At 43.6% G+C, this 26467-nt stretch carries 31 protein-coding genes; 14 read left to right on the plus strand and 17 right to left on the minus strand.

What is annotated here, in order from left to right; translation table 11 throughout:
• Positions 1 to 37: 37 nt before the first annotated feature.
• The 9 genes from M3P07_RS03995 to M3P07_RS04035 all read right to left on the minus strand — a co-directional run bounded on the left by M3P07_RS03995 (position 38) and on the right by M3P07_RS04035 (position 9431).
• Positions 38 to 850: a DUF4249 domain-containing protein gene (locus tag M3P07_RS03995; protein ID WP_249968603.1), complete on the minus strand. Its 813-nt coding sequence runs from the start codon at positions 848 to 850 to the stop codon at positions 38 to 40.
• A gap of 88 nt (positions 851 to 938) precedes the next feature.
• Positions 939 to 3161: an NADP-dependent isocitrate dehydrogenase gene (locus M3P07_RS04000; RefSeq protein ID WP_249968604.1), complete on the minus strand. Its 2223-nt coding sequence runs from the start codon at positions 3159 to 3161 to the stop codon at positions 939 to 941.
• 625 nt (positions 3162 to 3786) lie between these two features.
• A complete protein-coding gene (rplS, locus tag M3P07_RS04005; protein ID WP_249968605.1) occupies positions 3787 to 4137 on the minus strand; it encodes a 50S ribosomal protein L19 in 351 nt (116 codons plus the stop codon).
• A 125-nt stretch (positions 4138 to 4262) separates the two neighbouring features.
• A complete protein-coding gene (locus M3P07_RS04010) occupies positions 4263 to 4586 on the minus strand; it encodes a hypothetical protein (RefSeq protein WP_249968606.1) in 324 nt (107 codons plus the stop codon).
• A 2-nt stretch (positions 4587 to 4588) separates the two neighbouring features.
• A complete protein-coding gene (trmD, locus tag M3P07_RS04015; RefSeq protein WP_249968607.1) occupies positions 4589 to 5263 on the minus strand; it encodes a tRNA (guanosine(37)-N1)-methyltransferase TrmD in 675 nt (224 codons plus the stop codon).
• A gap of 33 nt (positions 5264 to 5296) precedes the next feature.
• Positions 5297 to 5737: a GNAT family N-acetyltransferase gene (locus tag M3P07_RS04020; RefSeq protein ID WP_284042087.1), complete on the minus strand. Its 441-nt coding sequence runs from the start codon at positions 5735 to 5737 to the stop codon at positions 5297 to 5299.
• Between the two features lie 21 nt (positions 5738 to 5758).
• Positions 5759 to 6358: a tRNA (guanine-N1)-methyltransferase gene (locus tag M3P07_RS04025; RefSeq protein ID WP_249968608.1), complete on the minus strand. Its 600-nt coding sequence runs from the start codon at positions 6356 to 6358 to the stop codon at positions 5759 to 5761.
• A gap of 107 nt (positions 6359 to 6465) precedes the next feature.
• The gene (locus M3P07_RS04030) at positions 6466 to 7914 is read right to left on the minus strand and encodes a glyceraldehyde-3-phosphate dehydrogenase (RefSeq protein WP_249968609.1); all 1449 of its coding nucleotides are present in this window, start codon (positions 7912 to 7914) and stop codon (positions 6466 to 6468) included.
• 125 nt (positions 7915 to 8039) lie between these two features.
• The gene (locus M3P07_RS04035; RefSeq protein WP_249968610.1) at positions 8040 to 9431 is read right to left on the minus strand and encodes a S1C family serine protease; all 1392 of its coding nucleotides are present in this window, start codon (positions 9429 to 9431) and stop codon (positions 8040 to 8042) included.
• A gap of 133 nt (positions 9432 to 9564) precedes the next feature.
• Here M3P07_RS04035 and dapF point away from each other — a divergent pair, with 133 nt between their 5' ends.
• The 4 genes from dapF (at position 9565) to M3P07_RS04055 (ending at position 12702) form a co-directional block, all read left to right on the plus strand.
• Positions 9565 to 10338, plus strand: coding sequence for a diaminopimelate epimerase (dapF, locus tag M3P07_RS04040; protein ID WP_249968611.1), 774 nt, complete (start codon positions 9565 to 9567; stop codon positions 10336 to 10338).
• Positions 10332 to 10865, plus strand: a complete 534-nt coding sequence (locus tag M3P07_RS04045; protein ID WP_249968612.1) for a GNAT family N-acetyltransferase — start codon at positions 10332 to 10334, stop codon at positions 10863 to 10865. Before dapF ends, M3P07_RS04045 begins: the two co-directional genes overlap by 7 nt.
• A complete protein-coding gene (gene mltG / locus M3P07_RS04050) occupies positions 10855 to 11898 on the plus strand; it encodes an endolytic transglycosylase MltG (protein ID WP_249968613.1) in 1044 nt (347 codons plus the stop codon). The genes M3P07_RS04045 and mltG overlap by 11 nt, the downstream gene beginning before the upstream one ends.
• 159 nt (positions 11899 to 12057) lie before the next feature.
• Entirely contained in the window at positions 12058 to 12702 is a 645-nt protein-coding gene (locus M3P07_RS04055; RefSeq protein WP_249968614.1) for a hypothetical protein, read from the plus strand.
• Positions 12703 to 12757: 55 nt separating this feature from the next.
• Here the strand turns inward: M3P07_RS04055 and M3P07_RS04060 are convergent, their stop codons facing one another.
• The 3 genes from M3P07_RS04060 to dnaA are packed head-to-tail and all read right to left on the minus strand — an operon-like array spanning position 12758 to position 15378.
• On the minus strand, positions 12758 to 13486 hold the full coding sequence (locus M3P07_RS04060; protein WP_249968615.1) for an SAM-dependent methyltransferase: 729 nt from the start codon (positions 13484 to 13486) through the stop codon (positions 12758 to 12760).
• 4 nt (positions 13487 to 13490) lie between these two features.
• Positions 13491 to 13943 carry a low molecular weight protein-tyrosine-phosphatase gene (locus tag M3P07_RS04065; protein WP_249968616.1) on the minus strand — a complete coding sequence of 151 codons (453 nt, stop codon included), beginning with the start codon at positions 13941 to 13943 and terminating at the stop codon, positions 13491 to 13493.
• A 10-nt stretch (positions 13944 to 13953) separates the two neighbouring features.
• Entirely contained in the window at positions 13954 to 15378 is a 1425-nt protein-coding gene (dnaA, locus tag M3P07_RS04070) for a chromosomal replication initiator protein DnaA (protein ID WP_249968617.1), read from the minus strand.
• A gap of 203 nt (positions 15379 to 15581) precedes the next feature.
• On the opposite strand from dnaA, the gene M3P07_RS04075 reads away from it, so the two are divergent.
• On the plus strand, positions 15582 to 15980 hold the full coding sequence (locus tag M3P07_RS04075; RefSeq protein WP_249968618.1) for an acyl-CoA thioesterase: 399 nt from the start codon (positions 15582 to 15584) through the stop codon (positions 15978 to 15980).
• Here M3P07_RS04075 and M3P07_RS04080 read toward each other — a convergent pair.
• From M3P07_RS04080 to ribD, 4 genes are read right to left on the minus strand one after another with little or no spacing between them, the layout of a single operon-like run.
• Positions 15977 to 16585 (minus strand): IMPACT family protein, encoded by a 609-nt coding sequence (locus tag M3P07_RS04080; protein WP_249968619.1) that lies wholly within the window; start codon positions 16583 to 16585, stop codon positions 15977 to 15979. The two genes, M3P07_RS04075 and M3P07_RS04080, sit on opposite strands and share 4 nt — an antisense overlap.
• Complete coding sequence (locus M3P07_RS04085; RefSeq protein WP_249968620.1) at positions 16585 to 17448, minus strand: EamA family transporter; 864 nt, start codon at positions 17446 to 17448, stop codon at positions 16585 to 16587. Before M3P07_RS04085 ends, M3P07_RS04080 begins: the two co-directional genes overlap by 1 nt.
• Positions 17448 to 18050 carry an HAD family hydrolase gene (locus M3P07_RS04090; RefSeq protein WP_249968621.1) on the minus strand — a complete coding sequence of 201 codons (603 nt, stop codon included), beginning with the start codon at positions 18048 to 18050 and terminating at the stop codon, positions 17448 to 17450. The genes M3P07_RS04085 and M3P07_RS04090 overlap by 1 nt, the downstream gene beginning before the upstream one ends.
• Complete coding sequence (gene ribD, locus M3P07_RS04095; protein WP_319946555.1) at positions 18043 to 19095, minus strand: bifunctional diaminohydroxyphosphoribosylaminopyrimidine deaminase/5-amino-6-(5-phosphoribosylamino)uracil reductase RibD; 1053 nt, start codon at positions 19093 to 19095, stop codon at positions 18043 to 18045. The genes M3P07_RS04090 and ribD overlap by 8 nt, the downstream gene beginning before the upstream one ends.
• 29 nt (positions 19096 to 19124) lie before the next feature.
• On the opposite strand from ribD, the gene M3P07_RS04100 reads away from it, so the two are divergent.
• The 8 genes from M3P07_RS04100 to M3P07_RS04135 are packed head-to-tail and all read left to right on the plus strand — an operon-like array spanning position 19125 to position 24768.
• A complete protein-coding gene (locus tag M3P07_RS04100; protein WP_249968623.1) occupies positions 19125 to 19610 on the plus strand; it encodes a GNAT family N-acetyltransferase in 486 nt (161 codons plus the stop codon).
• Positions 19611 to 20486 (plus strand): peptide chain release factor N(5)-glutamine methyltransferase, encoded by an 876-nt coding sequence (gene prmC / locus M3P07_RS04105; protein ID WP_249968624.1) that lies wholly within the window; start codon positions 19611 to 19613, stop codon positions 20484 to 20486. It abuts the gene before it with no gap.
• Positions 20483 to 21064: an LOG family protein gene (locus M3P07_RS04110; RefSeq protein WP_249968625.1), complete on the plus strand. Its 582-nt coding sequence runs from the start codon at positions 20483 to 20485 to the stop codon at positions 21062 to 21064. The genes prmC and M3P07_RS04110 overlap by 4 nt, the downstream gene beginning before the upstream one ends.
• Positions 21065 to 23065 (plus strand): NAD-dependent DNA ligase LigA, encoded by a 2001-nt coding sequence (ligA, locus tag M3P07_RS04115; RefSeq protein WP_249968626.1) that lies wholly within the window; start codon positions 21065 to 21067, stop codon positions 23063 to 23065.
• Positions 23062 to 23655, plus strand: coding sequence for a M23 family metallopeptidase (locus tag M3P07_RS04120; RefSeq protein WP_249968627.1), 594 nt, complete (start codon positions 23062 to 23064; stop codon positions 23653 to 23655). The genes ligA and M3P07_RS04120 overlap by 4 nt, the downstream gene beginning before the upstream one ends.
• A 36-nt stretch (positions 23656 to 23691) precedes the next feature.
• Positions 23692 to 24075, plus strand: a complete 384-nt coding sequence (locus M3P07_RS04125) for a hypothetical protein (RefSeq protein ID WP_249968628.1) — start codon at positions 23692 to 23694, stop codon at positions 24073 to 24075.
• The gene (locus tag M3P07_RS04130; protein ID WP_249968629.1) at positions 24072 to 24482 is read left to right on the plus strand and encodes a hypothetical protein; all 411 of its coding nucleotides are present in this window, start codon (positions 24072 to 24074) and stop codon (positions 24480 to 24482) included. The genes M3P07_RS04125 and M3P07_RS04130 overlap by 4 nt, the downstream gene beginning before the upstream one ends.
• Positions 24466 to 24768, plus strand: coding sequence for a hypothetical protein (locus M3P07_RS04135; RefSeq protein WP_249968630.1), 303 nt, complete (start codon positions 24466 to 24468; stop codon positions 24766 to 24768). Before M3P07_RS04130 ends, M3P07_RS04135 begins: the two co-directional genes overlap by 17 nt.
• On the opposite strand, the gene M3P07_RS04140 is transcribed toward M3P07_RS04135, so the two are convergent.
• Entirely contained in the window at positions 24765 to 26282 is a 1518-nt protein-coding gene (locus M3P07_RS04140; RefSeq protein WP_249968631.1) for a ComEC/Rec2 family competence protein, read from the minus strand. The genes M3P07_RS04135 and M3P07_RS04140 overlap by 4 nt on opposite strands.
• A gap of 37 nt (positions 26283 to 26319) precedes the next feature.
• On the opposite strand from M3P07_RS04140, the gene M3P07_RS04145 reads away from it, so the two are divergent.
• Entirely contained in the window at positions 26320 to 26466 is a 147-nt protein-coding gene (locus M3P07_RS04145; RefSeq protein WP_249968632.1) for a hypothetical protein, read from the plus strand.
• The last annotated feature ends 1 nt before the right edge of the window (position 26467 follow it).

Raw genomic sequence — 26467 nt, forward strand, 5'->3', positions numbered from 1 at the left:
TATTACTTCTGAATAATAAAACAAGCAATACTATCATCTAATGAATAGTGAGGAAAGCCGTGTCAAACTCGGACAAAGCGAAATAGCCAAATGCAAAATTATCTGGGTTGGAACTATTGACAATGTTCCCTCGAACTGTTGCCGGAACGGTAAAAGGGCCGCCACCACCATTGTCTTCCCCTGCTTGCTGCAAAACCTGCTCTACATAATTGGCAAATTCTTGGTCTACCCCAAAAACGGAGACAGCCAACAATCTTCCTGGTAGAATATCCTCATAGAAATAGGAGAAGGTTATTTGCTCGTCTTCAAAAAATCTATCTTCAATGACAAGGAAATTTTCGAATCCAAAGGAAAATAGGTATTGATCCCTTCTCCCTGGCAAGTCGGTAATGGTAATCTTAACCTCCGTTTCCGATTGCTCGTCGAACAGGAAGCCATCACCTTGCTCCAAATTGTCGATGGTAGTCGACTCCACAAGTCGCTCTGTTGCACTATAAAGCTCACCGTTGTAGATTACCTGTAGGGTATAATCCCTATTGAATCGAAGATTGGGGAATCCTCGAGCAAAAATACCAGGTTGCTCCTCCGATATTTCGGATACTACTCCAGTGGATTCGTCGATAATGAATACTTGGGCATTTAAGGCCGGAGTTACCGTATTGCCCAAAAAGGGTGCGGTTAGGGTTAGTTTTACCTCTCCTACAGTTATGGGATCCCCATTTTCTCCATTGTAACCTAGAAGGGCATCAATTACCAATCTAGTTTGTGAGGTGGGAAGTTCAGGATCAATAACCTCCTCGCATCCCAACATAAGTAAGAGGATGGGGAGAAGGAGAAAACTCTTTTTCAAACTATAGCGATTTAGGAACTATAGTCTAAAATAGTCAATTATCCTTTCGAAATTTTCCCTTAAAGCAGATTCTTAAATGGATATTACTTTAATTGAGGCCTGCTAGAATGTTGTTTAGCGTTTCGCTGGGACGCATCGCTTTCGAAGCTTTTTCGGCATCTGGAAGATAATATCCACCTATGTCAACCGAAGCACCTTGGGCGTCAATCAATTCTTGCGCAATTTTCGCTTCATTGCTACTCAGTTGTTTGTAGATGTCGCCGAAAATGGATTTGAGGTTCGTATCTTCATTTTGTCCGGCCAATTCTTCAGCCCAATACAGGCACAGATAAAAATGGCTACCACGCGTATCCAATTCGTTTACCTTTCTGGAAGGGGATTTATCGTTGTCCAAGAATTTCTCCGTGGCCTTGTCCAAGGTATCGGCCAATACCGTAGCCCTTTTATTTTGGTCTTTTTCACCATAGAACTCCAAGGAAACCCCAAGGGCCAAAAACTCGCCAAGGGAATCCCATCTCAGGTGGCCTTCTTCCAAAAACTGCTCCACATGCTTGGGTGCAGAACCTCCCGCGCCGGTCTCGAACAAACCGCCCCCGTTCATCAAAGGTACGATGGACAGCATTTTTGCACTGGTTCCAACTTCCAAAATGGGGAATAAATCAGTTAGGTAATCCCGAAGCACATTTCCGGAAACCGAAATCGTATCCTTGCCCTCTTTTACACGTTGGAGCGTGAATTTTGTTGCTTCAATTGGTGAGAGGATGTGAATTTCCAATCCCTCCGTATCGTGGTCTTTTAGATATTCGTTGACCTTGGTAATCAACTCCGCATCGTGGGCACGATCTTTGTTCAACCAGAAGACGGCAGGGGTATTGGTGGCCCTGGCTCTTGACACCGCTAGTTTTACCCAATCCTGAACTGGTGCATCCTTCACTTGGCACATCCTCCAAATGTCTCCTTCTCCTACCTGATGCTCGATCAAGGATTGATTGCTGGAAGTACTCACTACACGGACCGTTCCGGCGGTAGGAATCTCAAAAGTTTTATCGTGGGAGCCATATTCTTCGGCCTTTTGTGCCATTAGACCCACATTGGGCACGGTTCCCATTTTAGTAGGGTCGAACGCCCCGTGTTCCTTGCAAAAATCGATAGTGGCCTGGTACACTCCAGAATAGCTGCTATCTGGAATTATGGCTTTGGTATCTTGCAATTGTCCATCCTTGTTCCACATTTTGCCCGAAGTCCTGATCATGGCTGGCATGGAGGCATCAATGATCACATCGCTGGGAACATGGAGGTTGGTAATACCCTTGTCTGAATTGACCATGGCCAAATCCGGACCATTTTCAATGTTTTTCGCAATGGCCGCTTCAATTTCTTGTCGCGTCTCCGCAGGAAGCTCTTGAAGTTTATCCAATAGGGTTTCAAGTCCGTTGTTGGCATTGATTCCCAATTCCTCAAAAGTGTCGGCATATTGGTCGAACAAATCGGCAAAGTAGGCCTCCAGGGCATGACCAAAGATTATGGGGTCGGAAACCTTCATCATGGTTGCCTTAAAGTGTAACGAAAGCAGAAGTCCCTCTTTTTTGGCATCTGCAATTTCTTTTGCGAGGAAATCTACCAAAGCCTTTTTGCTCATCACAGTGGCATCTATAACTTCACCTTTTTGAAGCGCAACCTTTTCCTTAAGGACGGTAATATTTCCATTGGCATCGACCAATTCAATGCGGATGTCATCCGCTTGCGGCATGGTCAATGATTTTTCATTGCTTCTGAAATCCCCATGCTCCATGGTTGCTACATGGGTCTTGGAGTCTGAAGACCAGTCTCCCATGGTATGTGGATTCTTTTTGGCGTAATTTTTTATGGCTTTGGGTGCACGTCGGTCCGAGTTTCCTTCGCGGAGCACTGGGTTAACGGCGCTACCTTTAATTTTGTCGTATCGGGCTTTGATGTCCTTTTCGGCATCGGTCTGTGGCTCGTCTGGGTAGTTGGGTAGGTTGTACCCTTTTTGTTGCAATTCTTCAATGGCTTCCTTCAGCTGAGGAATAGAGGCGCTGATGTTTGGCAATTTGATGATATTGGCCTCAGGCGTTTTGGCCAAATCCCCCAAAATTTTCAAATCGTCGGAGATTTGTTGGGCTTCGTTTAAAAATTCAGGAAAAACCGCGGCTATTCTACCGGCCAAGGAGATATCCTTGGTCTCAATTTCAATGTCTGCAGTTTTTGTAAAGGCTTTTACGATGGGTAAAAAAGACTGGGTTGCCAAGGCTGGGGCTTCGTCTGTCTTGGTATAAAAAATCTTCGCCATTTAGGTGTTTTTATTCGAGCGGTGCAAATATACAATTTATGGCTGTTGCTATACCAAGGGATTTGATGAAAAGTGTGATTATTGGAGGGATTACAAAAACAAAAGCCATACCTATGTCGAAACATTGATATGGCTTTCTGAAAAGAGCTAAAAGATTTTATTCTGCGTTGCCGCAAAATTGCAACCATTGATTGCATCCGTTGCTCCTTTGACGTTTACTCAACACTATGTTCTTAATTATGCAACTAAACAACATCTTGTAAAGTATCCTAATAGTTTCCTAAACCCTATCAAAACGAAAAATTGCTCTCTCGCCCGCACATAGGGCCCATCATTTCTCTTGTGGTTCCGCCGAAGCTTCCCCTCTTTCGAAATTCCTTTTGTGATCAGTAGTGTTACCAATTTCAAAGGGAAACATCAGTTTTTTAAAGAACGTCAACTTTAAAAACAAATACAAATTTGATTGCTCTCCTTCATATTTGTTTGACTAAATTATAATAAACTCCCAGATATCCAAATTTTGCAAGCAATTAAAAATCAACAACCTATGAACCATGGTTATTAACAATTGTTCATAAAAAAAGCACCCAATTGGGTGCTTATCTTGTTTTCAAGGCGGAGAGGCTTATCCCCTAATTTCCTTGATACGTGCTTTTTTACCTGTAAGGCCTCTAAAGTAGAAGATTCTTGACCTACGTACTTTACCTTTTTTGTTGACCTCTATCCTTTGTAACGCAGGCATATTGATTGGGAAAATTCTTTCCACACCTACTGTTCCGGACATTTTTCTGATGGTAAAGGTTTCTGTTGCGCCTGTACCTCTTCTTTGGATCACTACACCCTTGAAGTACTGCGTACGTGTTTTTTCACCTTCCTTAATTTCGTAGTACACGGTAATGGTGTCACCGGAAGAAAATTTTGGGAAGTCTTTTTTTGGAACAAATTCGTCTTCAACAAATTTTATTAGAGATTCCATGGAATGTTTTTTTAACGTTTTACAAGATCAACTTTCACGAGTTTCGTCAGAGGTTAATTTTGCGATTGCAAAAGTAATGCATTATTTATAATTGACAAGCGGTTTTTCAATTTTTGAAACCAATCTTAGACCTTTCCTTGTTTTTTAACGTGGTTTACTGCATACAGCAACAATCCAATTGCAAAAAGGATGTAGGGCAATGGCCCCAAAACGGCGGCAAGCTTGGACCAAGTTAAAATGGCTTCGGTCCCATATTGGCCTGCAATCACGGACCATAACATATTGCCAATCATAAAAAAGAGGGAGAAAATGCTCGCGACCAACATAAGAATGGTGGCCGTATTTTTTCGTTTACCCACTAAAACTATACAACCTACAATAACTGCTAACTGGGCCAAAGCGCCCAAAAAACTTCCAAGTCCATAAAACAACATATTAGAATCTTCCATAACTATTTCAATAAATCGGGTCTTTTTTGTTCAGTGCGTTCCAAGGCTTGATCTTCCCTCCATTTCTCAATTTTAGGAAAATCGCCGCTCAAAAGTATCTTGGGAACTTCCATTCCTTTATAGGTAGATGGACGTGTGTATACAGGCGGTGCCAATAAATTATCCTGGAAAGTGTCCGTAAGTGCAGAGGTTTCATCGTTCAACACGCCCGGTAGCAGGCGTATCACCGCATCGCAAAGCACAGCAGCGGCCAACTCTCCTCCAGAGAGCACATAATCTCCAATGGAGATCTCGCGGGTCACGAACATATCCCGGACCCGTTGGTCCACTCCTTTATAGTGACCACAGAGGATGATCAGATTTTTCTTTAAGGAAATTTCATTGGCGATTCCCTGGCTCAAAGTTTCCCCGTCCGGGGTCATATAAATGATTTCATCATATTCCCGTTCTGCCTTTAATCCGGAAATACATTTATCGATGGGTTCTATCATGAGCACCATTCCGGCACCACCTCCAAACTGATAATCATCGACCTGCTTATAATTTCCAACAGTATAATCCCGGAGATTGTGGAAATGAACTTCCACAAGGTTTTTTTCCTTGGCCCTGCTAAGGATGGAGGCATTGAATGGACTCTGCATCAACTCTGGCAATACCGTGATAATATCTATCCGCATGGGCACAAAAATAAAGTATGCAGGGTTGATACCCTACTTTGGGTTGCTCCAAAAATAGTGAAAGTAGCTCTCGTCCTTTTTCCAACCCAGTCGTTCGTACAACTTCTGCGCAGGATTATCGATAGCGGTTTCCAAAGCAAGCCCCTTGTAGTTTCTGGTTTTACAGAAAGTCTTGGCATGGTTCAACAAGGCCTCACCAACCCCCTTTTTCCTAAATTCAGGTGCCACGAACAGATCATTTAAAATATAGAAGGGCTGCATGGAAACGGATGAGAAGGTTCTATAGAGCTGGGTAAATCCTACCGGGACTTCGTTTTCCAAAGCCAGGAACACAACATTTTCCGCATTATTGAAACGTTCTAAAAGGAAATTTTTGGCAGCTTCCATATCAGATTCTTGCCCATAAAAAACCCGGTAAGCATCAAATAGGGGAGTAACGAGGTCGATATCCGCTATTGTGGCTTGTTTGATCATGATGCGGGCAGCAGCGGGATGCTATTTTTTGTTTTTGTTGAGCTCGTCTTGTAGTTGTCTGCTAATTTTTTGCTCTCTTTCCAAGGCACGTCGCCTGTGTTCCTCGAATTCTTGCTCCAGGTCTGCCAAGGCGGTTTTGGCCTGACTGGTAAGCACGTTGCTGTTCCTGAATTTGTAGATGAATAGGAGAAGAAATAATAATAGCCCAACAATAATCCCCCACAGGATCAGCTTATAAGTGCCCTTGCTCACCTGCGCTCCAAAAAAAGACATGCTATCCTTTTCCGTGGTTACGGTTCTAAGATTGTTGGAAGTATCCTGCAACCTGGTGTTGAGGTCCTCTATTTCCGCTTTGTTATTGGTTATTGTCGCAGATAGGTCCTTAATGGTCTTGTTGGCCGTATTGATGGAATCAAAAATATTCTCTTTGATCCTGTTCAAATCCACAAGGCGAATCACCTCATAGCGAATGCCGTTGGCTCGGTAGTTTCCAGACTTTTTTTCCAATCGTTGAAACTGGCCTACCAAGGAAGGGTCTTCCTCTTGGTTGTTTTGTTGTGCCGAAAGCGTAAACAATGGGGTCAGTAAGGCTAGGACGAAAATAAAACGTAATCTTTTCATGGTCAATGTTCTATTAAATTTAGATAAAGGGTAGGGCGAAATTACACCAATTAACTAAAATTCAAAAGAAAATCAGACCAGACGAAACCTGCCTCCCCAAAAAAGTACTAATAATAGGTATAGCGTCTTACCTTGGCAATGTACTTGGCTAATCGGATCACTTGGTGGGAATATCCATATTCGTTGTCATACCATATATATAGGACCACACTTTTTCCATCGGCAGAAACCAAGGTAGCTTGGCTATCATAGATAGAGGGGGCAGAGGCTCCCACGATGTCTGAAGAAACAAGTTCATTGCTCAGCGAATATTTGATTTGCTCCACCAAATCGCCTTCCAAAGCGTATTTTTTTAAAATGGTATTCAGACTTTCCTTGGAGGTCTTGTGCTTCACCTCAAGATTTAAAATGGCTAGGGAACCATTGGGTACTGGTACGCGAATGGCGTTGGAGGTCAATTTTCCCTTTAACGAGGGTAGCGCCTTGGCCACCGCTGCGCCTGCTCCTGTTTCCGTAATAACCATATTTAGGGCTGCTGCACGACCCCTCCGATATTTTTTGTGCATATTGTCCACCAAGTTCTGGTCGTTGGTATATGCATGAATGGTCTCCAAATGCCCTTTTTTAATGCCCAGGGAATCTTCGACCACCTTTAAAATAGGAGTGATCGCATTGGTGGTACACGAAGCTGCAGAATAGATCTTGGTTTTTTCAGGGTCAAATTCAGTATGGTTTACTCCGTGCACTATGTTGGGTACTTCCTTTCCCGGTGCGGTAAGCAGCACTCTACTCGCCCCTTTGGATTCCAAATGTCTGGAAAGCGCTTTCTTGTCCCGAAAGGCTCCGGTGTTATCTATAATCAAGGCATTGTAAATACCATGCTGGGTATAATCAATGGTTTCTGGTTTGTCCGCACTTATAAATTTTACAGTGGTACCATTGACGATCAGTGCATGATTTGCAGCATCGACATCCACCGTTCCCATGAACTGCCCGTGAACCGAATCCGTTTTTAATAAGGCGGCGCGTTTTTCCAATATTTCTTCTGAAATCTCTCCGCGCACTACTATAGCCCTAAGTCTTAACTGGCTACCTCTACCGGTTTTCGCCATAAGTTCCCGAGCGACCAATCTGCCAATTCGTCCGAAGCCATAAAGGACCACATCTTTGGGCTTGATTTCTTTGGTTGCTTGGGCATCTTTGAGCTTTTCCAGTACAAAAGCCTTTACATTGAGATGGGTATTGTCTTCGGAATGGTATTCGTAGGTGAGTTTTCCAATATCCAGTTTGGCTGGTGGAAGGCTAATATCATTGATGGCCCTTAAAATTTCAACAGAATCGAAGATGGAAATGGGCTTTTGCACAAATTCTCCAGCATACTCGTGCAGGTTGATAATATCACTGACATTTTTGTCAATGATTTGGTTTTTGAAAAGTACCACCTCAATAGCTTTATCGTACCACAGATCACTAATGATTTTTATGAATTCGGTGGTTGCCTTTCTTCTGTCCGCCTGGAAGGCCAATTCCTTTTCGTAGGACTTGATGTCACTCATGGTTGTCGATTACGGTTACAATATTTTTTGGCAAAAGTATAGATTTCAAACGTTTTCGTAAAAGGAACGGGCCATAAAAAAGCACCCACTCGGGGTGCTTTTCAAAGTCTTCCAAAGAATATGGATTATTGTAAAATTAATCGTTCCTTTTCTCCTTTTTCGTTGATCATAGTGAAGCTTGTGCGACCATATCTTGAGATTTCCCCAAAATGCTCTTGGGCATCATTAATATTCGCTACTTCATTATCATCAACCGCAATGATGACCTTGTTTTTGAGGTCATATCGTTCGTAACCCTCTGGAACATCAATGATCTTGACACCTTTTTTGACCCCAAAGGTCTTTTTATCATCGTCCGAAAGGTTTTTTACCATGAATCCTGTTGTAGGCAAAATAACGGTCTGTTGTTTTTTCAAGGTGACTTTCTTTGTCAACTTGTTCCCCTCCCTGTCCACAATTACGTCAACGGTATCTCCAGGTCTCTTGGAAGAAAGATATCCAGTAAGCTCAGAGAATTTGCGAACAAGAATGTCGTCAACTTGCTTGATAATATCGCCTTCTTGGAGCCCGGCCTCTGCAGCCCCAGAATCCTCCGAAACTTGGGAGATATATACCCCTTCAATTTCGTCCAAGCCCAATTCCATGGCGGCCCTGGAATTTACATTGGCTGCTGAGATTCCCAATAGCCCACGCTGTACATTCCCAAATTCCATGATGTCCTCCACCACTTTTTTAGCAATGTTACTAGGTACGGCGAAAGCATAACCAACATAAGACCCTGTTTGGGATGTAATTGCGGTATTGATACCGATTAAATCCCCATTGGTGTTCACCAAGGCGCCACCACTATTGCCTGGATTTACAGCGGCATCTGTTTGTATAAAACTTTGGTTTCTTCCCAATGAACGGGCTTTGGCACTTACAATACCTGCCGTAACCGTTGAGGTAAGGCTAAACGGGTTTCCAACGGCGAGCACCCATTCCCCGACCCGGGAATTGTCCGAATCCCCAAAGGCCAAATAGGGCAAGGGACGGTCAACATCAATTTTTAACAGTGCAATATCGGTATCCGAATCCGCGCCAATGACCTTGGCCTCGTACGTTTTTTTATTGTTTAGGGTTACCTCCAGTTGGGTGGCATTGGCAATCACATGGTTATTGGTGACAATGTACCCGTCAGGAGAGATAATAACCCCAGAACCTGTCCCAATCTGTGGAGTCTGTTGCCGTTCAAAACCGTAAAAGAAATCAGAAAGGCTGTTGGACCCTTTATTGGTGCTCATGTTTTTCACGTGTACCACCGCATTTACGGTCTTTTCTGCTGCTATGGTAAAATCCACTTCATTGATCCCGGCACCTTTGGCCGAGGTGGATAGGTTACTCGTGCTTAACACAGGTGTGTCTTGATCTGCCTGCACCCATTTATAATGGTCTTCCTCGAAAAATAATTTATAAGCTCCTAAAGTAATGGCCCCGGCAAACAAGCTTACCAGGAATAAACTGGCTATTCTCTTCATAATTCAATAATAATTTAACATTTAGCTTTAACAAAATTAAATGAATCTAATAATGGCTTTGTCGGTTTAACTCGTTTTTAACTACAAAAAAATCCTTAAAGAATGCGCTATATTTGTTCCTTTGCAGAGCAATATGCAGATAGAATTTTTCAAATATCAGGGCACAGGAAACGATTTTGTAATTATTGATAATCGACAACAACTCTTTCCCAAAAACGATACCAAAATTATAACACAGCTTTGTGATCGTAGATTTGGGGTGGGAGCAGACGGTTTGATTTTATTGGAAAATGATACGAAATCGGACTTCTATATGGATTATTACAATTCAGATGGAAGTCAGAGCATGTGTGGTAATGGTGGGAGATGCGCAGTGGCATTTGCCCATTTTCTTGGAATGATCGGTGAGGAAACCACCTTCCATGCCATTGATGGAATCCACACCGCGACCATACAAGGAGATATTGTAACCTTAAAAATGCACGACGTTTCCGAGATCCGTCAGAAAGAAGTCTATAGTTTTTTGGATACCGGGTCGCCCCACCATGTGCAATTGATTGAGGGATTGGGAGATTTCGATGTAAAGAAGGAAGGCGCCAAATTGCGTTATGGCTTGTATGGGGAAACGGGCAGCAATATCAATTTTGTGGAGCAATCCGATGCTACTTCCTTTAATGTAAGAACGTACGAACGTGGAGTGGAAGATGAAACCCTTTCTTGTGGTACAGGGGTCACGGCGGTGGCCATTGCCATGCACAAAACGGGTAGGACGGCTTCCAATCGCGTACATATAGATACCCCAGGAGGAAAGTTGACCATTAGTTTTGAACAGCAAAATGGTGCTTATACCGATGTTTTTCTTCAAGGGCCGGCCAAAATGGTCTTTAACGGTAAAGTGTCATGGTAGAATTAAAGGGAAAAAACATCTATTTAAGGGCTTTGGAACCCAAGGATTTGGATTTTTTGTACCAACTGGAAAACGACACTTCCATTTGGGAAATCAGTGGAACCCTTAAACCGTATTCCAAAAAGGTACTTCGACTTTATTTGGACAATGCCCATCGGGATATTTACGATGTTAAACAATTGCGACTTTGCATTTGTGCCCCAGATGACCAATGTGTGGGCTTGATCGATTTATTTGATTTTGATCCCAAAAACAAACGGGCCGGAATGGGAGTCGTGATTGCCAATCCGGCCGATAGGAACAAGGGTTGGGGAGCCGAAGCTATCGAGATACTCTGTGAATATGCATTTTCCACCTTGGATTTGCACCAGTTGTATGCCAATATTTTGGAAGAAAATGAAGCAAGTATCCATTTGTTTGTAAAACTTGGGTTTGACCACATTGGAATTAAAAAGGAATGGGTCAGAACCAATAAAGGTTTCAAAAACGAACTGATGTTCCAAAAAATCAATACCAATGCATCTTAAAAGAGTGCTCTGGGCAACTGCCATTCTAGGTCTTGTGATCTGCAGTTTCATAGCCTATCAAATATATACCGCCATTTTTAGTCCCAATACGCAATTCAATAATGAGGAGGCTTTCGTCTATATTGCCTCAGATGCTACTATGGAGGAGGTGAAGGCTAGCTTGGAGCCCTTGGTCCAGGATTTGTCGACTTTTGAAGCAGTGGCAGACCGTAAAGGATATTCCAGCAATATAAAAGGAGGGAAGTATGTCATTAAAAAGGGAATGAACAATAACGACATCATTAATTCCCTTCGAAGTCGAAATGTTCCGGTTCGCGTTTCCTTCAACAACCAAGAGTCGGTAGCCGCACTGGCGGGTAGGATTTCCGAACAAATAGAAGCGGATAGTCTTTCCTTGGCGCAAGCATTTGACGATTCCCAATTTTTGACCGAAGCGGGTTTTGATGGCGACACCAAACTGGCCATGTACCTTCCCAATACTTACGAATTCTTTTGGAATACCAGTGCTGAGGGATTTCGGGATAGAATGCACAGGGAATACACCAAGTTTTGGACGGAAGACCGATTGGCCAAGGCCCAAAAACAAAATTTGACCCCTGCCCAAGTAATTTCCCTGGCTGCCATCGTGCAAAAAGAGACTGTAAAGTCGGATGAGCGCCCAAGAGTTGCAGGCGTTTATCTGAATAGAATTAGAAAAGGAATCCTGCTTCAGGCAGACCCCACGGTGATTTTTGCCATCAAAAAGGAGACAGGAAACTACGACACCATAATTAAAAGGGTTCTTTATAGGGACTTGGAGATAGATTCACCCTATAACACCTATAAAAATGCCGGTGTACCCCCTGGTCCCATTACCATGCCGGATATTTCTTCCATTAAGGCGGTACTAAATCCCGAAAAACACGATTACCTGTTTTTTGTGGCCGATGTTTCCAACTTTGGATACCACATTTTCGCCGAAACTTTGGCGCAGCACAACCGAAATAAGGTGCAATACATTCGTTGGCTCAACCAACAAAATGTGCGCAGATAGTACTGCTTACCGTTTATTTTCAGCCTTTTAACGTTATTTGGGCCACAATTAAGAAATTCTTATGAGCTTTATCATTGTTAAAATAAAGTCTCCCCCTATATTTGCCGGCCAAATTTAATCTCATAGCATAATTGCTTTGAAAAATTAAATATGTGAATTATGAAAAGATGGATTGGTTTTATACTGCATCTTGCCATGATTGTGCTCTTGACAAGTTTTGTTTCGTACACCACTTCCAATAAGGTGGAGTACAATGTACCGGACGCGTTAATAGCAAGAATCAATGTGGAGGCCACTGTGTTCCCAGAACCTGTGGTAATCCAGGAAGACGACCTAGTATCTCCTCCCTTTTTGGGGAATGCCTTTAATGGTTTTAAAGAAGCCTTGGCATTTAAAGAGTCGCAAGGAAGATATGACGTTATAAATACCTTGGGGTATTTGGGAAAATACCAGTTTGGAGTTGGAACGCTTAAGTTATTGGGAGTTTATAATTCCGAAAGCTTTTTGAAGAATCCGGAATTGCAGGAAAGGGTTTTTGAAGCCAATATTGCTAGAAACAAGTGGATTCTTAGAAGGTATATTAAACTGTATAACGGTAAAAAAATAAGAGGTACGGTAATCACCGAATCCGGAATGTTGGCCGCAGCACATTTGGCTGGAGCAGGTAACGTTAAAAAGTACTTGCGCTCCTACGGAAAGAACGATGTGGCCGATGCTTATGGTAGTAGCATTTCCTACTATATGAGAAAATTCTCAGGATTTGACACCTGTGCCATTGAACAAAAAAAGAATGCCAAAATATAAGTTTGGATAGTGTATAAATAGTATGAAGAAGCCCAAGGTGTCACCTTGGGTTTTTTTATGCCTGAATGATAAAAATTGTTGGCCTTTTATTTAAATCCAAGTCCAATTCGCTCCACTCATGGATGCTTTTGGTTTGTATGAACTCCGTTGGTAGGGTAATATCGGTGGCGATGCACAAGCGGGTGTTTTTATGGAGTACCCGGGTCAATTCTTGAAGTAGCTTTTCATTTCTATAAGGGGTTTCCATAAAAATTTGTGTTTGCCCCTTTTCGCTGGAAAGCCGTTCCAACTGTTTTAGTTTGGTTTTGCGTTCCGCTTTGTCCATGGGCAAATACCCATTGAAGGCAAAGTTTTGACCATTCATCCCACTGCTCATCATTGCCATTAAAATGGACGATGGCCCTACCAAGGGAACCACCTGAATGCGCCGCTCGTGGGCAACCTTGATCACTGCCGCTCCTGGATCTGCGATACCCGGGCAACCCGCTTCGGATAGTACTCCAATACTATGACCACTGATGCAGGGGTCAAGATAGGAAGGAATGACAGCGGGGTCGGTGTACTTGTTCAGAGTTTCTATTTGCAAGTTCGGTTGGGGTTTGTTCGGACTTACCTTTTTGATAAAACGCCTGGCTGTTTTTTCGTTTTCCACCACATAGTAATCTATGTTTTCGATGGTGCGCTTTATGGAAATAGGCAAAACTTCCAGAGGGGCGTTGTCTCCCAAAGTTGTGGGAATCAGATAGACTTTGCCCAAAACTAGGCCAGGTTTGCTTTCTTCCATGGGATCAATTTAGTTTTTTGGCAATGGACTCGCAAGCCAAATCAACCATTTGATAGACATTTTCAAAACCGTCAGGACCCCCGTAATAGGGGTCTGGAACTTCGTTGAACCCCAGATCCACTTCGTCCAAAAGTAATTTCACCTTTTTTTCATCTTCAGGATGCCTCGCCAGTTTTAAGATGTTCGAGAAATTGCTAAGGTCCATGGCATAGATCAAATCAAATTCATCAAAATCGCTAGCCTCAAATTTTCTGCAGGTCTGGTGACTTATGTTGATCCCATGATTTTGGGCAACGGCTATGGACCGTTCGTCGGGACGATTGCCCACATGATATCCGGCAGTCCCGGCGGAATCCACAAACACCAAGTTTTCATCCACTTTGGATTTTAGGATGCCTTCGGCCAAAGGTGATCTGCAAATGTTGCCTAGGCAAACCATTAACACCTTGGTTTTCATGAAATAGGGATTAGGAGAATTTCTTGTTCAGATCCTCGATGTATTTTCTGAACTGCTTATCGGTTTCGGCCAAATTATCCACAGTTTTGCAGGCGTGCAATACTGTGGCATGGTCTCGCTTCCCTATTTGGGAACCGATACTGGCCAAAGAGGCCTTGGTAAACTTTTTGGCAAAGAACATGGCCAATTGCCTTGCTTGCACAATATGGCGTTTTCTGGTTTTGGATTGCAAGGTGGCCACATCCATTTCAAAGTAATCGGATACTACTTTTTGGATGTAATCTATGGACACTTCGCGTTTGGTATTCTTTACAAATTTTTCAACCACCTGTTGTGCCAATTCCAAGGTAACCTCCCGTTTGTTGAAAGAAGACTGGGCAATCAAGGAAATAATGGCCCCTTCCAATTCGCGAATATTGGTTTTGATGTTCTTGGCAACATGATCGATGATATCTTCCGGCATTTCAACCCCATCTCGGTAAAGCTTGTTCTTTAGGATAGAAACCCGAGTTTCATAATCCGGGCTCTGCAATTCTGCAGAAAGGCCCCATTTGAAACGGGAAAGCAAGCGTTGTTCAATATCCTGCATGTCTACAGGAGCTTTATCCGATGTTAGGATCACTTGCTTGCCGTTTTGGTGCAAGTGGTTGAATATATGGAAGAATACATCTTGCGTACCGGATTTTCCAGAAAGAAACTGCACATCATCAATGATCAACACATCAATAAGCTGATAAAAGTGGATGAAGTCGTTTCGGGTATTCTTTTTTACAGATTCAATATACTGCTGTGTGAACTTTTCCGCAGAAATATAGAGTACGGTCTTTTCGGGGTATTTATCCTTGATCTCCACGCCAATGGCATGGGCCAAGTGTGTTTTTCCCAATCCTACACCTCCAAATACCAACAGCGGATTAAAAGAGGTACCACCAGGTTTGTTGGCGACAGCCATTCCCGCAGATCGGGCCAAGCGGTTGGAATCCCCTTCCAAGAAATTCTCGAAATTGTAGTTGGGATTTAATTGGGACTCTATTTTGATATTGCGAATACCTGGAATCACAAAAGGATTCTTCAGTTCGGGACTTTTGGAAGTAATGGGAACATCGAGTTCCTGTGGTTCCACGGCGGTCCTATTGGCACTCGGAATCTGCTCCGTAAAAGGTTCCTTGTTACCATACTTATTTTCCATCTTTATGATGTAGATAAGTTTGGCGTTGTTTCCCAGTTCCTTGGTAAGCGCAACTTTGAGCAATTTAACATAATGCTCTTCCAACCATTCATAGAAAAATTTACTGGGAACTTGAATGCTAAGCGCACTGTCTGTTAACTTGATGGGCTTAATAGGCTCAAACCATGTTTTGAATGCCTGCGGTTGGATATTATCTTGGATAAAAGCCAAACAGTTGTTCCACACGGAATTTGCAGTAACACTCATAAAAGTTTTTCCTTAGTTTAATGGTTAGCCTTGTTGCTCTAGGTCAAAGCATCAAAGGGTTACAGGATGCTCGTTGGATGCGACAAATATGTGAACAAAACTTTGAAAAAAAAAATGATTTTGCCATTGAATATTTTGTTTTTTTTTCGCATGTTTCACTAACGTAAACAGAGCCTCTAAATATATAATTTTTCAGTTAATATATGCGGATAAATTCATTTTCTTTTCGCGTCCGATACGCGGAAACCGACCAGATGGGCGTAGTACACCACGCAAGCTATGTACCGTACTTGGAAATGGGAAGGATAGAGTGGTTAAGGGAAGTGGGGGTGTCTTATAGGGAAATGGAGGAAAATGGTATCATACTACCTGTAATTTCCTTACAAATCAATTATAAAAAATCTGCGCTGTACGACGATTTGCTAACCGTGCAAACCAGCCTTAAAAAAATACCCTTGGTAAAGATAGAATTTGACTATAAAATCTTTAACCAAAACAAGGAACTCTTGGCTGAGGCCAATACCGTGTTGGCCTTCATGGACCAAAAGAACAATAAGCCCATGAAATGCCCCGATTATATTCTTGAAAAACTGAATCCCTAATCCAGTTTTTTTACGGCTATCCGGTGCATTTGTTGGAACATTCCAAAAACCGCGTCGGCGCTCCCCTGTCTCACAGAGATTACCACGGTGCACCCCATCTCCATTTTTTGGGAAATTATGGCTAGGTTCTTTTGCTTGATGGCACGCATAACCTGATCCATTTGAGGGTAGTCAAAATCCAGTTGAAAATGGGATGTCACAATTTTTTCGATAATTGTTGCATTTTCAAGCGCCATTTGTGCAGCCATCCGATAGGCTTGGATAAGGCCGCCAACCCCCAACTTGGTTCCTCCGAAAATTCGGGCAACGGCTACCAACACATTGGTCACTTCAAATGACTGAATTTGCCCGTAAATGGGCATTCCTGCCGAATTATTGGGTTCTCCGTCATCATTGGCCCGGTACAACACTTTCTGTGTACCCAATTGCCAGGCGTAGCAAACGTGATTGGCCGTGTGGTGTTGCTTTCGTAAAGCTTCTATCAAAGGTTTGACCTGAGCTTCGGAATCGATGGGAAAGGCATAGCCAAAGAATTTGCTTTTTCTGTCTTTGAACAAAATTTCCGCAGAGGGTTTTTCCAATGTTCTGTATACGTCAGCTTCCATCAGAAAAGGGCAACTAGAACAATGCTTAAAACTGCCAAAGCAATTCCACCCCAATTTTTGGGACTCAATCGCTCCTTAAACATTAAAATCCCCAATAGGGTGCACAACATAACCACGGCCACGTTGTTGATCGTGAAAATTGCGGCACTGCTCAAACTTTCATTTTGAAGGGCGCGCAGCAAGAAGAATATGGAAAAATAATTGGGGACACCCAGAAAAATTCCTCCGAGAACATTTCTGATATTGATGCCAACGGTTTCACGAGTGGCCTTGTACCCAATGAACACAAAACCTGAAAGTGCGGCAAAACCAAAGAGCATGGCCGAGAAAATGGCCACCTCCTGCGGGGCCACATGCCGTTCTTCAAAATATTTGATGCTGGTGTCGATAATCCCGGAACCCAGAAACACCAATAGGGGAAGCAAAAGGGCTTTTTTGGAAATTACCATGGATTTCTCCTTAATGGAGGTAAAATAAACCGCTGCCAATGCTAAAAGAATGCCCACAACTTGAAGGGCGGAAAGTTTTTCGTTATAGAGGATGACCCCGGCCATGACCGGAATCACCAAAGACATTTTGGTAGCTACCGAAGCCACCGAGACCCCAGCCACCTGCGAAGCCCTCGCCATCAAGTTAAAGATGAGAATAAAAAAAATGCCCAGGCCCATGGCACCCCAAAACCAGGAAGCATTGAAAATTGACCCAAAATTGACAGTCCCTTCATACAAACAAATCCCCACGGTAAAGGCCACCACATAATTCACTACAATGGCATAGGGAGTTTGTACTTTATAGGTGTCGAACAATTTGAATACAACAAAAATGGTACTGGTGCAGAGTACACTGAACAGCAGATCTAACATTAAAGGTGTCTTTTAAGTTCGGTAATATCTTCCTTGCCAACTTGTAGGTTCCAAACCTGTATGCCCAAGGAAGCCGCAGTGTCCGTGTTTTCTTTGGTGTCGTCCACAAAAAGGGTTTCCTCCGGCACCAAGTTGTGGGTATTCAAAACAAATTCAAAGATTTCCGCATCGGGTTTCCGCATGCCCATTTCATAGGACAGGTAGAATACCTCAAACGAATTTTCAAATCGAGCAAAATTCTCCTTTCCAATCCGGTTTCTCACAAATTCTATATGGAGGTCATTGGTATTGCTCAATAGGAACAATCGATAGCGCCCTTCTTTGCCCAGCTGTTCCACAAAATCCAAACGGCTTTTCGGAAAGTCCTTTAAGATGGCATTCCAGGCATCTATCAAATAGTCCTCCGTAGCATCTGGAAAATATTTAGAAACCTGTTTTAGAAAGGAAGGGGAATCCATCTCTCCCTTTTCATAAGCATTGAACAGGGTTTCCAAATCCGGGGTCAATTTGGTGAAACCATATTTTTTCATGGCCCTTGCGGTGGCAGGTTTGTCCAGATCGATGAAAATATCACCAAAATCCAGAATAATGTTCTTAATCATTGATCAATAGTGTTAGGTTATCCGATAATAAGTTTGTTGATGTAAGGGTATGTCCGGAAATTTTGGGAGCCCGGATTCCCGAACCAAAGGTGGTGTCCCCGGTAAAAATACGTGCCTCATCCCACAGTTTGGCATCAATAAATCCCTGAAGCGTCTGGGAACCTCCTTCTATTAGGACACTGGATATGGAAAGTTTGTGCAACCAATCGCAAATTTGCCCGGGCAAGCTTTGGTTAAAATCCAAAAGTTTGTAGGTAACCCCATCCACATATTGGGAAGAATCATCAAATTCGGTAAACGCCATGGTTTCAACACTCCCGTCCAAAACATGGAAGTCGGATGGAATTTTTAACTGTCGGTCCAATATGATTCTAATCGGATTTTTTCCGGCCCAATGTCGTACCGTAAGCTTGGGATTGTCCTCCAATACTGTGCTAGTACCTACAAGAATGGCCTGTTCCTCTGTTCGCCACTGGTGCACCGTTTGTTTGGAATACGGATTGGTGATCCAAAAGGGTTCTGGACTTTCGTTCCGAAGGCGTTTGTCCGGAGCGATAAAGCCATCCGAGGTTTCAGCCCATTTTAGTACAATATAGGGTCTCTTTTTTTCCTGAAAAGTCAAAAATCGTTTATGGTGGTTTTTGCATTCCTGTTCCAATATCCCAATGGTGACCTTACACCCTGCATCCCACAACTTTTGGATTCCCTTGCCGGCAACTTTTTTGTGTGGGTCCTGTATTCCAATAACGACCTCCGGAATTTTCGATTCAATGATCAAATCTGCGCAAGGAGGAGTTTTGCCATAATGGGAGCAAGGCTCCAATGTCACATATAAAGTTGACTTTTTAAGCAGCTGTTTATCCCTAACTGAGCCAATGGCATTAACCTCTGCGTGGGGACCGCCATAGGGACTTGTGAACCCCTCCCCAATAATTTTATCCTCGTACACGACCACACTACCGACCATAGGATTGGGTGCGCTGCTACCAAGCCCTTTTTTGCCCAATTCAATGCACCGCAGCATGTATTTTTCGTGTATATTCACGGGACAAAAATAGGACAATAAAACGCAATATGGCCCAGCTGGAAATTAGAGAGATACAGCCCAAGGACAATGCCCAAGTAGCGGAGGTGGTCCGCAAGGTTTTGGTGGATATGGGCGCACCGAAAATTGGAACGGCTTATGAAGATAAAGCTCTCAACGATATGTATGCAGCCTATAACGTGCCAAGGGCGGTCTACTATGTGGTCGAAGAAAATGGGGAGATCATTGGTTGTGCCGGAATTGCCCAATTGGACAATTTTGAGGGCAATGTTTGTGAACTGCAAAAGATGTACTTTTTGGAGGAGGCCAGGGGTAGGGGACTGGGCTCCAAAATGATCGAGGTATGCTTGGAAAAGGCCAAGACTTTTGGGTTTGAGGCATGCTACTTGGAAACCATGCCCTATATGGAAGCCGCCCAAAAGCTCTACAAGAAAAATGGCTTTGAGTATATTGATGAGCCCATGGGTAACACGGGCCACTATTCATGTCCGGTCTGGATGCTAAAGAAAATATAGGTGCAGCTTCGGGAAATCAAGGACATTTTTTATCAAGAACTCCAGGATATTTACCCCAAAGAGGAAGTGGATTCCTTTTTTTACGGTTGTATAGAGCATTATCTGAATTTGGAACGGTTTGTTTTGGTGCTTCAGCCAAACATTACGCTAACCAAGAAGGAGGAAGCTCCCCTTTTTGCCGCACTGGCTGAACTCAAACAAGAAAAACCACTGCAGTACATTCTTGGTTCGGCCCATTTTATGGATTTGGAATTCATGGTCAATGAATATGTGCTGATTCCCAGACCAGAGACGGAAGAGCTGGTGGAGTGGGTCGTTTCCGATATTCAAAAGCAGACATCGGACATCAGGCATCAAACATCAAACATTAGAATTTTGGACATTGGAACCGGAAGTGGCTGTATCGCCGTGGCTCTCGCCAAAAATCTACCGGATGCCAAGGTATATGCACTTGATGTCTCTGAAAAAGCATTGAACGTAGCCCAAGAAAATGCTAAAAAAAATGAAGTTGAGGTCACTTTTATCCATCAAGATATCCTGAACCCTGAACTTGCTCTTGAACTAGATTTTGATGTGATTGTATCCAACCCACCTTACGTAAGGGAATTGGAGAAAGAGGAAATCAAAAAAAATGTAAAGGACTTTGAACCCCATCTGGCACTCTTTGTCAAAGACGAAGACCCCTTGTTGTTCTATAAGGCCATTACGCAATTTGCCCTAACCCATTTGAATAAAGGGGGGCGACTTTATTTTGAAACCAACCAGTATTTGGGAAAGGAAACAAGAACACTTTTAGAAGCGCATAATTTTTTGGAAATTGAACTCCGAAGAGACCTTTTTGGAAACGAAAGAATGCTAAAGGGCCAATGGAAATGAAACGAATTGCAGTATTTTGTGGAAGCAGTGAGGGCAGCGACCCAAAAATTGTGAAATTGGCCTATACCACTGGGACTGTGCTAGGCACCAAAGGCATTGGCTTGGTGTATGGAGGCGCCAAAATTGGGCTCATGGGAAAGGTGGCGGATGGCACTTTGGATAAAAATGGCGAGGTGATCGGAGTGATTCCCCATTTTTTGAAGCGAAAAGAGGTTTTTCATCCGAAAATCACTGAACTGATCACCGTGGATACCATGCACGAGCGCAAGTTAAAAATGCATGAACTCTCTGATGGATTCATTGCCCTACCTGGCGGTTATGGCACCTTGGAAGAACTATTTGAGATCATTACATGGGGACAACTGGGCCTAAACCAAAAGCCCATGGGAATATTGAACCCCAATGGTTTTTTCGAACCCATGCTCCAACTGTTGGACAATATGGTATTAAAAGGGTTTTTAAAACAGGAAAACCGCGACATGCTTCTGGTCGATAACTCCATTGAAGGCCTATTAAGGCAAATGCAGCAATATCAACCCTTGGCCATTCCCAAATGGATTGAAAAAGAACAAACATAGATGAACATTGAAACTAAGATAATAACCCTTCGGGACGAACTCCGGCAACACAATTACAATTACTATGTATTGGACAAGCCGACGATTTCGGACTATGAATTTGACATCAAGCTAAAGGAACTCCAAAAACTGGAAGAAGAACATCCGGAATTCCATGATCCAACATCGCCGACCTTGCGGGTTGGGGGAACGGTCACCAAAAATTTTGAGACCGTAAAACACGAACACCGCATGTATTCCTTGGATAATTCGTATTCCAAGGAGGACTTGGAAGACTGGGAAAAACGTATCCAGCGCATTTTAGGGGATGTGGATGTGGAATTTACCTGTGAGTTGAAGTACGACGGGGCGTCCATCAGCCTAACCTATGAGGATGGTAAACTGGTTCGCGCGGTCACCCGGGGCGATGGATTTCAAGGGGACAATGTCACCACCAATATTAAGACCATAAAATCGGTGCCCTTACAGTTAAAAGGCAACTATCCACCAAAATTTGATATCCGAGGGGAGATTATCCTCACCTTGGAGGGTTTTGCCCAAATGAACAAAGATCGTGTGGAAGCAGGGGAAGAGGCCTATATGAATCCCAGGAACACAGCCTCAGGCAGTTTAAAACTGCAAGACAGTGCCTTGGTAGCCCAACGACCCTTGGAATGTTTGCTATATAGCATAGTGGGTAACAACTTGGAGATAACCTCCCAATTTGAAGTATTGGAAAAGGCCCGGGCTTGGGGCTTTAAAGTTCCTACCGTGGCCAAATTATGCAAGACCACAGAGGAGGTAATGCAATTTGTGGAATATTGGGATGAAAAACGGCACGATCTACCGTATGAAACCGATGGCGTTGTCATCAAAGTCAATAATCTGCGGCATCAAGAGGAATTGGGCTATACGGCCAAAGCTCCCCGTTGGGCGATGGCTTATAAATTCAAGGCGGAGCAAGTATTAACGGTATTAAACGAGATTACCTATCAAGTAGGTCGAACCGGGGCCATTACACCAGTGGCGAATTTGGAGCCGGTACTACTAGCGGGAACGACCGTTAAACGGGCTTCGTTGCATAATGCCGACCAAATAGAAAAATTGGACATCCGCGAAGGGGACACTGTTTTTGTGGAGAAGGGTGGAGAGATTATTCCCAAGATTATCGCGGTGGATTTTACCAAGCGTCAGGCCTCATCCATGCCGACCCGATACATCCAAAATTGCCCAGAATGTGAGACTCCACTAGTGCGAAAGGAGGGCGAAGCGCAACACTTTTGTCCAAACGACACCGGCTGCCCCACCCAGATCACGGGACGCATCCAGCATTTTATCTCCAGAAAGGCCATGGACATCGAAGGTTTGGGAGGTGAGACCGTGGAACTATTATTTAAGGAAGGCCTGATTGCCAACTATGCCGACCTGTATGTTTTGACCAAGGAGCAGGTGATGCCCTTGGAGCGGATGGCGGAGAAATCGGCCGAGAATTTGGTGAACGGGGTTGCAGCTTCCAAAGCAATTCCGTTCGAACGTGTATTGTTCGCTTTAGGAATCCGTTATGTTGGGGAAACCGTGGCTAAAAAACTGGCCAAAGCCTATAAAAATATAGATGCGCTGATTGCGGCTTCAGAGGAAGAACTGGTGGCAGTGGATGAAATTGGCGGCCGTATTGCCGAAAGCGTGGTGCAGTTTTTTGGGAATTCAGACAATGTGGAAATCGTATCCCGATTAAAATCCTACGGATTACAGTTTTCGCTTTCCGAGGAACAGCTGGAAAACCAATCGGAAAAACTTAAAGGGCAAACCTTTGTGGTCTCCGGTGTTTTTGAGTCCATCGGCAGGACCGAGCTTAAAAAACTGATTGAGGACAATGGTGGGAAGGTAGCCTCTTCCATTTCTTCCAAAACCAGTTTTTTGGTGGCTGGAGCCAATATGGGACCCAGTAAAAAGACCAAGGCCGAGACTTTGGGGGTACCTATTATCTCGGAGCAGGAGTTTATGTCCAAACTGGCCGAATGATCACCAACACCACAAGACGTTTCTGGTATTTATTATTGACCAGCTTCGCCTTTCTGGTGCGTTACCGGTATATCAAAAAATGGTTTTGGGTCCCCTTACTTATTTTACTGATAGGTTTTTTGCTTCCGTATTCCATGATAATTCCAGTGCAGGATGCTTCTACCTCGAGTTGGGATAAAAAATCGTTTTGGGCCTATCCTTGGGGCAGTTCCATTACCCACAAGGGCATAGATATTTTTGCGGACAAAGGAACTCCTGTAATAGCTTCAACCCATGGTGTTGTTGTGTATACCCACGAGGGAGGTAAAGGCGGAAAATCCGTGATGGTATTGGGTCCCAAATGGCGGTTTCACTATTATGCCCACTTGGAGGAGATCCAAACTTTTCCTTTGAAGCCGGTAAAACAGGGTTCGGTATTGGGGACTGTGGGTACTACTGGAAATGCTGTCGGCAAACCCCCACATCTCCATTATGCCATCACCACACCCGTTCCCTATGTATGGCTGCAAGACAGCGAGGCTGTACAGGGATGGAAAAAAATGTTCTATTTAAATCCCGATACTTGGTTGCGCCCTGCAGCTACCAACTGATTTTATTGTTGTCAGTTTTTTCCTTAAATTGAAGCAATGGAAGCAACCTATGAAATCGTTACAACCATCATGGCGGTCTTTGCCGCTTTGTACGTTCTGTTGGAGGTTTTCTTGAACGTAAACGGTATTGATGATGATACTTCCAATATCATCTTACTAGAAGCATCCCAAAAGAAGCTGTTTATTATCCCCTTTGCCTTGGGAGCCATTCTGGGGCACCTGTTTTTGGGAACCACCAACACCTTTTTTCAAATGTCCAGTTCACTTTATCCGGTGATTATTCTCTTCGGACTTGCCATTGCAACCTATATTTTTGCCCGCTTGGTTGATTTTAAAAAGCCAATTTGGTTTTTAAGCTTATTACTTGTTTTAGGGTTGATATACGGCCATCTGCTTTGGTCCATGAATTATAGCTCATGAAATCGTTATCAGAACAAAATAAAAAGGCCTTAAGGGTCATTAAAATTGTGATTGCCTCGCTTCTGGGAATCATGATTGTGATAGATATTGTTTTGGTGAGCCTGGAAGATCGGGGGTTCCCGACTTTTAGTGAGGTGATTAAGAACGATCGTACCGCTCTTATTTGGTTGAATTTTTTATTGGGCGGTTTGGTGTCCAAGGTGTTCTTCAACAGAAAAGTAACTACCAAACAACACGAAATTTCAGGCTTCTTTACCTTTTTGGCCATGTTGGTGTTGCTCTTCGCCTTGGGAAAATTGTTTACCATCGAAATTGAAACACCCTATCACTTGCTTATCATGGTTTGCGGCGGTATCTTGGCCTATCGGGCTTGGCCGCAATATATTAAGGATGAAAACACCCCTTGATTACGAACATTTTCAGGAGACTTTAGGGAAACCACAACCACCAGAGTCATGGCCCGATGCCTTGAGGGCACTTTGGTACGATGCCAAGGGGGATTGGAACGCATCACACGATATCGCGCAGGACCTGCATACTTCCATGGGCAGTTGGATACACGCTTACCTGCACCGCAAAGAAGGGGACAGGTGGAATGCCGGATATTGGTACCGACAAGCTGGGGAACCTTTTCCTGAGGTTAGTTTGGAGGAGGAGCTAAAAGTGATGGTGGAATCCCTTTTGCATGGCTAGTCCATTCGTATAAACCGCTGCGCTCCTGCATCAAACTCAAATTTGTAGATATCGTACTTTCCGCTTCGGGCATCTCTTTCCAATTTTTGGGCCATCACCATTTTATCCCCGTCACTGCGCAAACTGATCATCCCGTAACGCGTTAAATAGGAGTTGATTTCCTTGTATTTTTTGATTTTATCTTCCTTTAGTTGAGCCAAAACCTGTTGGTTGGCGGAAGTATCCACAAAATTTTCAAGAAAGTCCGCATAGGCATTTTCAGCCTCCTCCCACTTTTGGTATTTCTTGACCAACTCGGGAATGGTGGCCGAAGTAAAATCTTTGTTGGACCGCGCCAATTCTGTACTAAAGATCAATGGCTTTTTGCTGAACCCTGTTCGTCCAATGGCACCCAAGGTATCGGGTCTGGGGTGGCTATAGTTTTCATCGTCCCCGCTAGAGATAACCGTGCCCAAGGCGTTGATGTTCTCCAAAAACTCGTAACTGAACAAATGGCTGCCATGGTGGCACGCCTTGGCGATATCGGCCTGTAACACTGAGCTTGCATTAGCGCCCAATTTGGCATTGATGTACTCCCCGGCTTCCTCATTAATGTCCCCGCCCAGCATAACCCTGAGCTTTTTATATTTCACCATCAATAGCACGGAATGCCCGTTTTTGGTCTTTCCGTTGTTACCATCCAAGTAAGGAAGCACTGTTTTTCCGTCTTGTTGATCCAGAATTGGGGCCACGATTTCCAATGTAAACTCATTGTCCCCTCCATTTCCTAGGAGAAATCCCGTTTGATCGTTGAGCGCGACAAATTCCGGTTGATTCGGTTGCGAGAGTACCTTTGCCATGGTCTTCGGATATTGGGATCCCGTTCCGGAAGAATTATTGGGGTCGTTTAATATGGATTTGATTGCATTATCCGTGAGTTCCAGGGATAACAGGTATTCCTTGCCGTCCGAAAGCTCCTCTACCTTGCCCAATTGGGTGTTCCATCCCTTGGTGTGGTCCACCGGCCGATGCACGATCCCATTGTGGTAGATTTTGTCGAACTGGATAACGGGATTATCGAAGATATCGGCAAATCCCAAATAGTGGTCATTATCCGGATGGCTCACCACCGCCTTGAATTGCATGGGGAGGTTGTCGTTTTCATCCAAATTAAAACGCCAGTAGAGATACCTGAACATATTGTCTCCCTTCCCGGCATCGATAAGGTAATGTTCATCATCAGGAGTGACCATATGGCACCCGTCGCCTTGGCCAATATCCACAAAATTCACTTCCAAGATCTGATTTTGCTGGATTTTGTCCACAGGAATCCATCCGACTTTATTCCTACAGCTTACCCGTACCCGTTCGTTGACTATTTCGGTGTCCAAAATAACAATGCGGTCACCGAACAACAGATGCTGTACCCATTTGTTGGAGGTCTCATTTTCCAAGATTTTAGCATCAGGAAAACCTGCAAATGTAATTTTTAAGGAGTTCTTAATGATAAATTTGGAGTTCTCTAAATGTGCCATTGCTCTGATTTTTAGGAAATTTTGTAACCGCAACTCAATGAAGTTAAGAATTTTCCTAGTGCAAATGCAGGGCGGTGTAAGAGAAGGTGGAATTTGTGTATGGATGGCAGTCTTGGTGTTCTATCAACCCAAAGCTGGCATCCATCAATTCAAAAGGGGCATTCATAAATTGGCCCGGATATAAA

It is taken from the genome of Flagellimonas myxillae (assembly GCF_023502235.1).
Classification (GTDB): Bacteria; Bacteroidota; Bacteroidia; order Flavobacteriales; family Flavobacteriaceae; genus Flagellimonas; species Flagellimonas myxillae.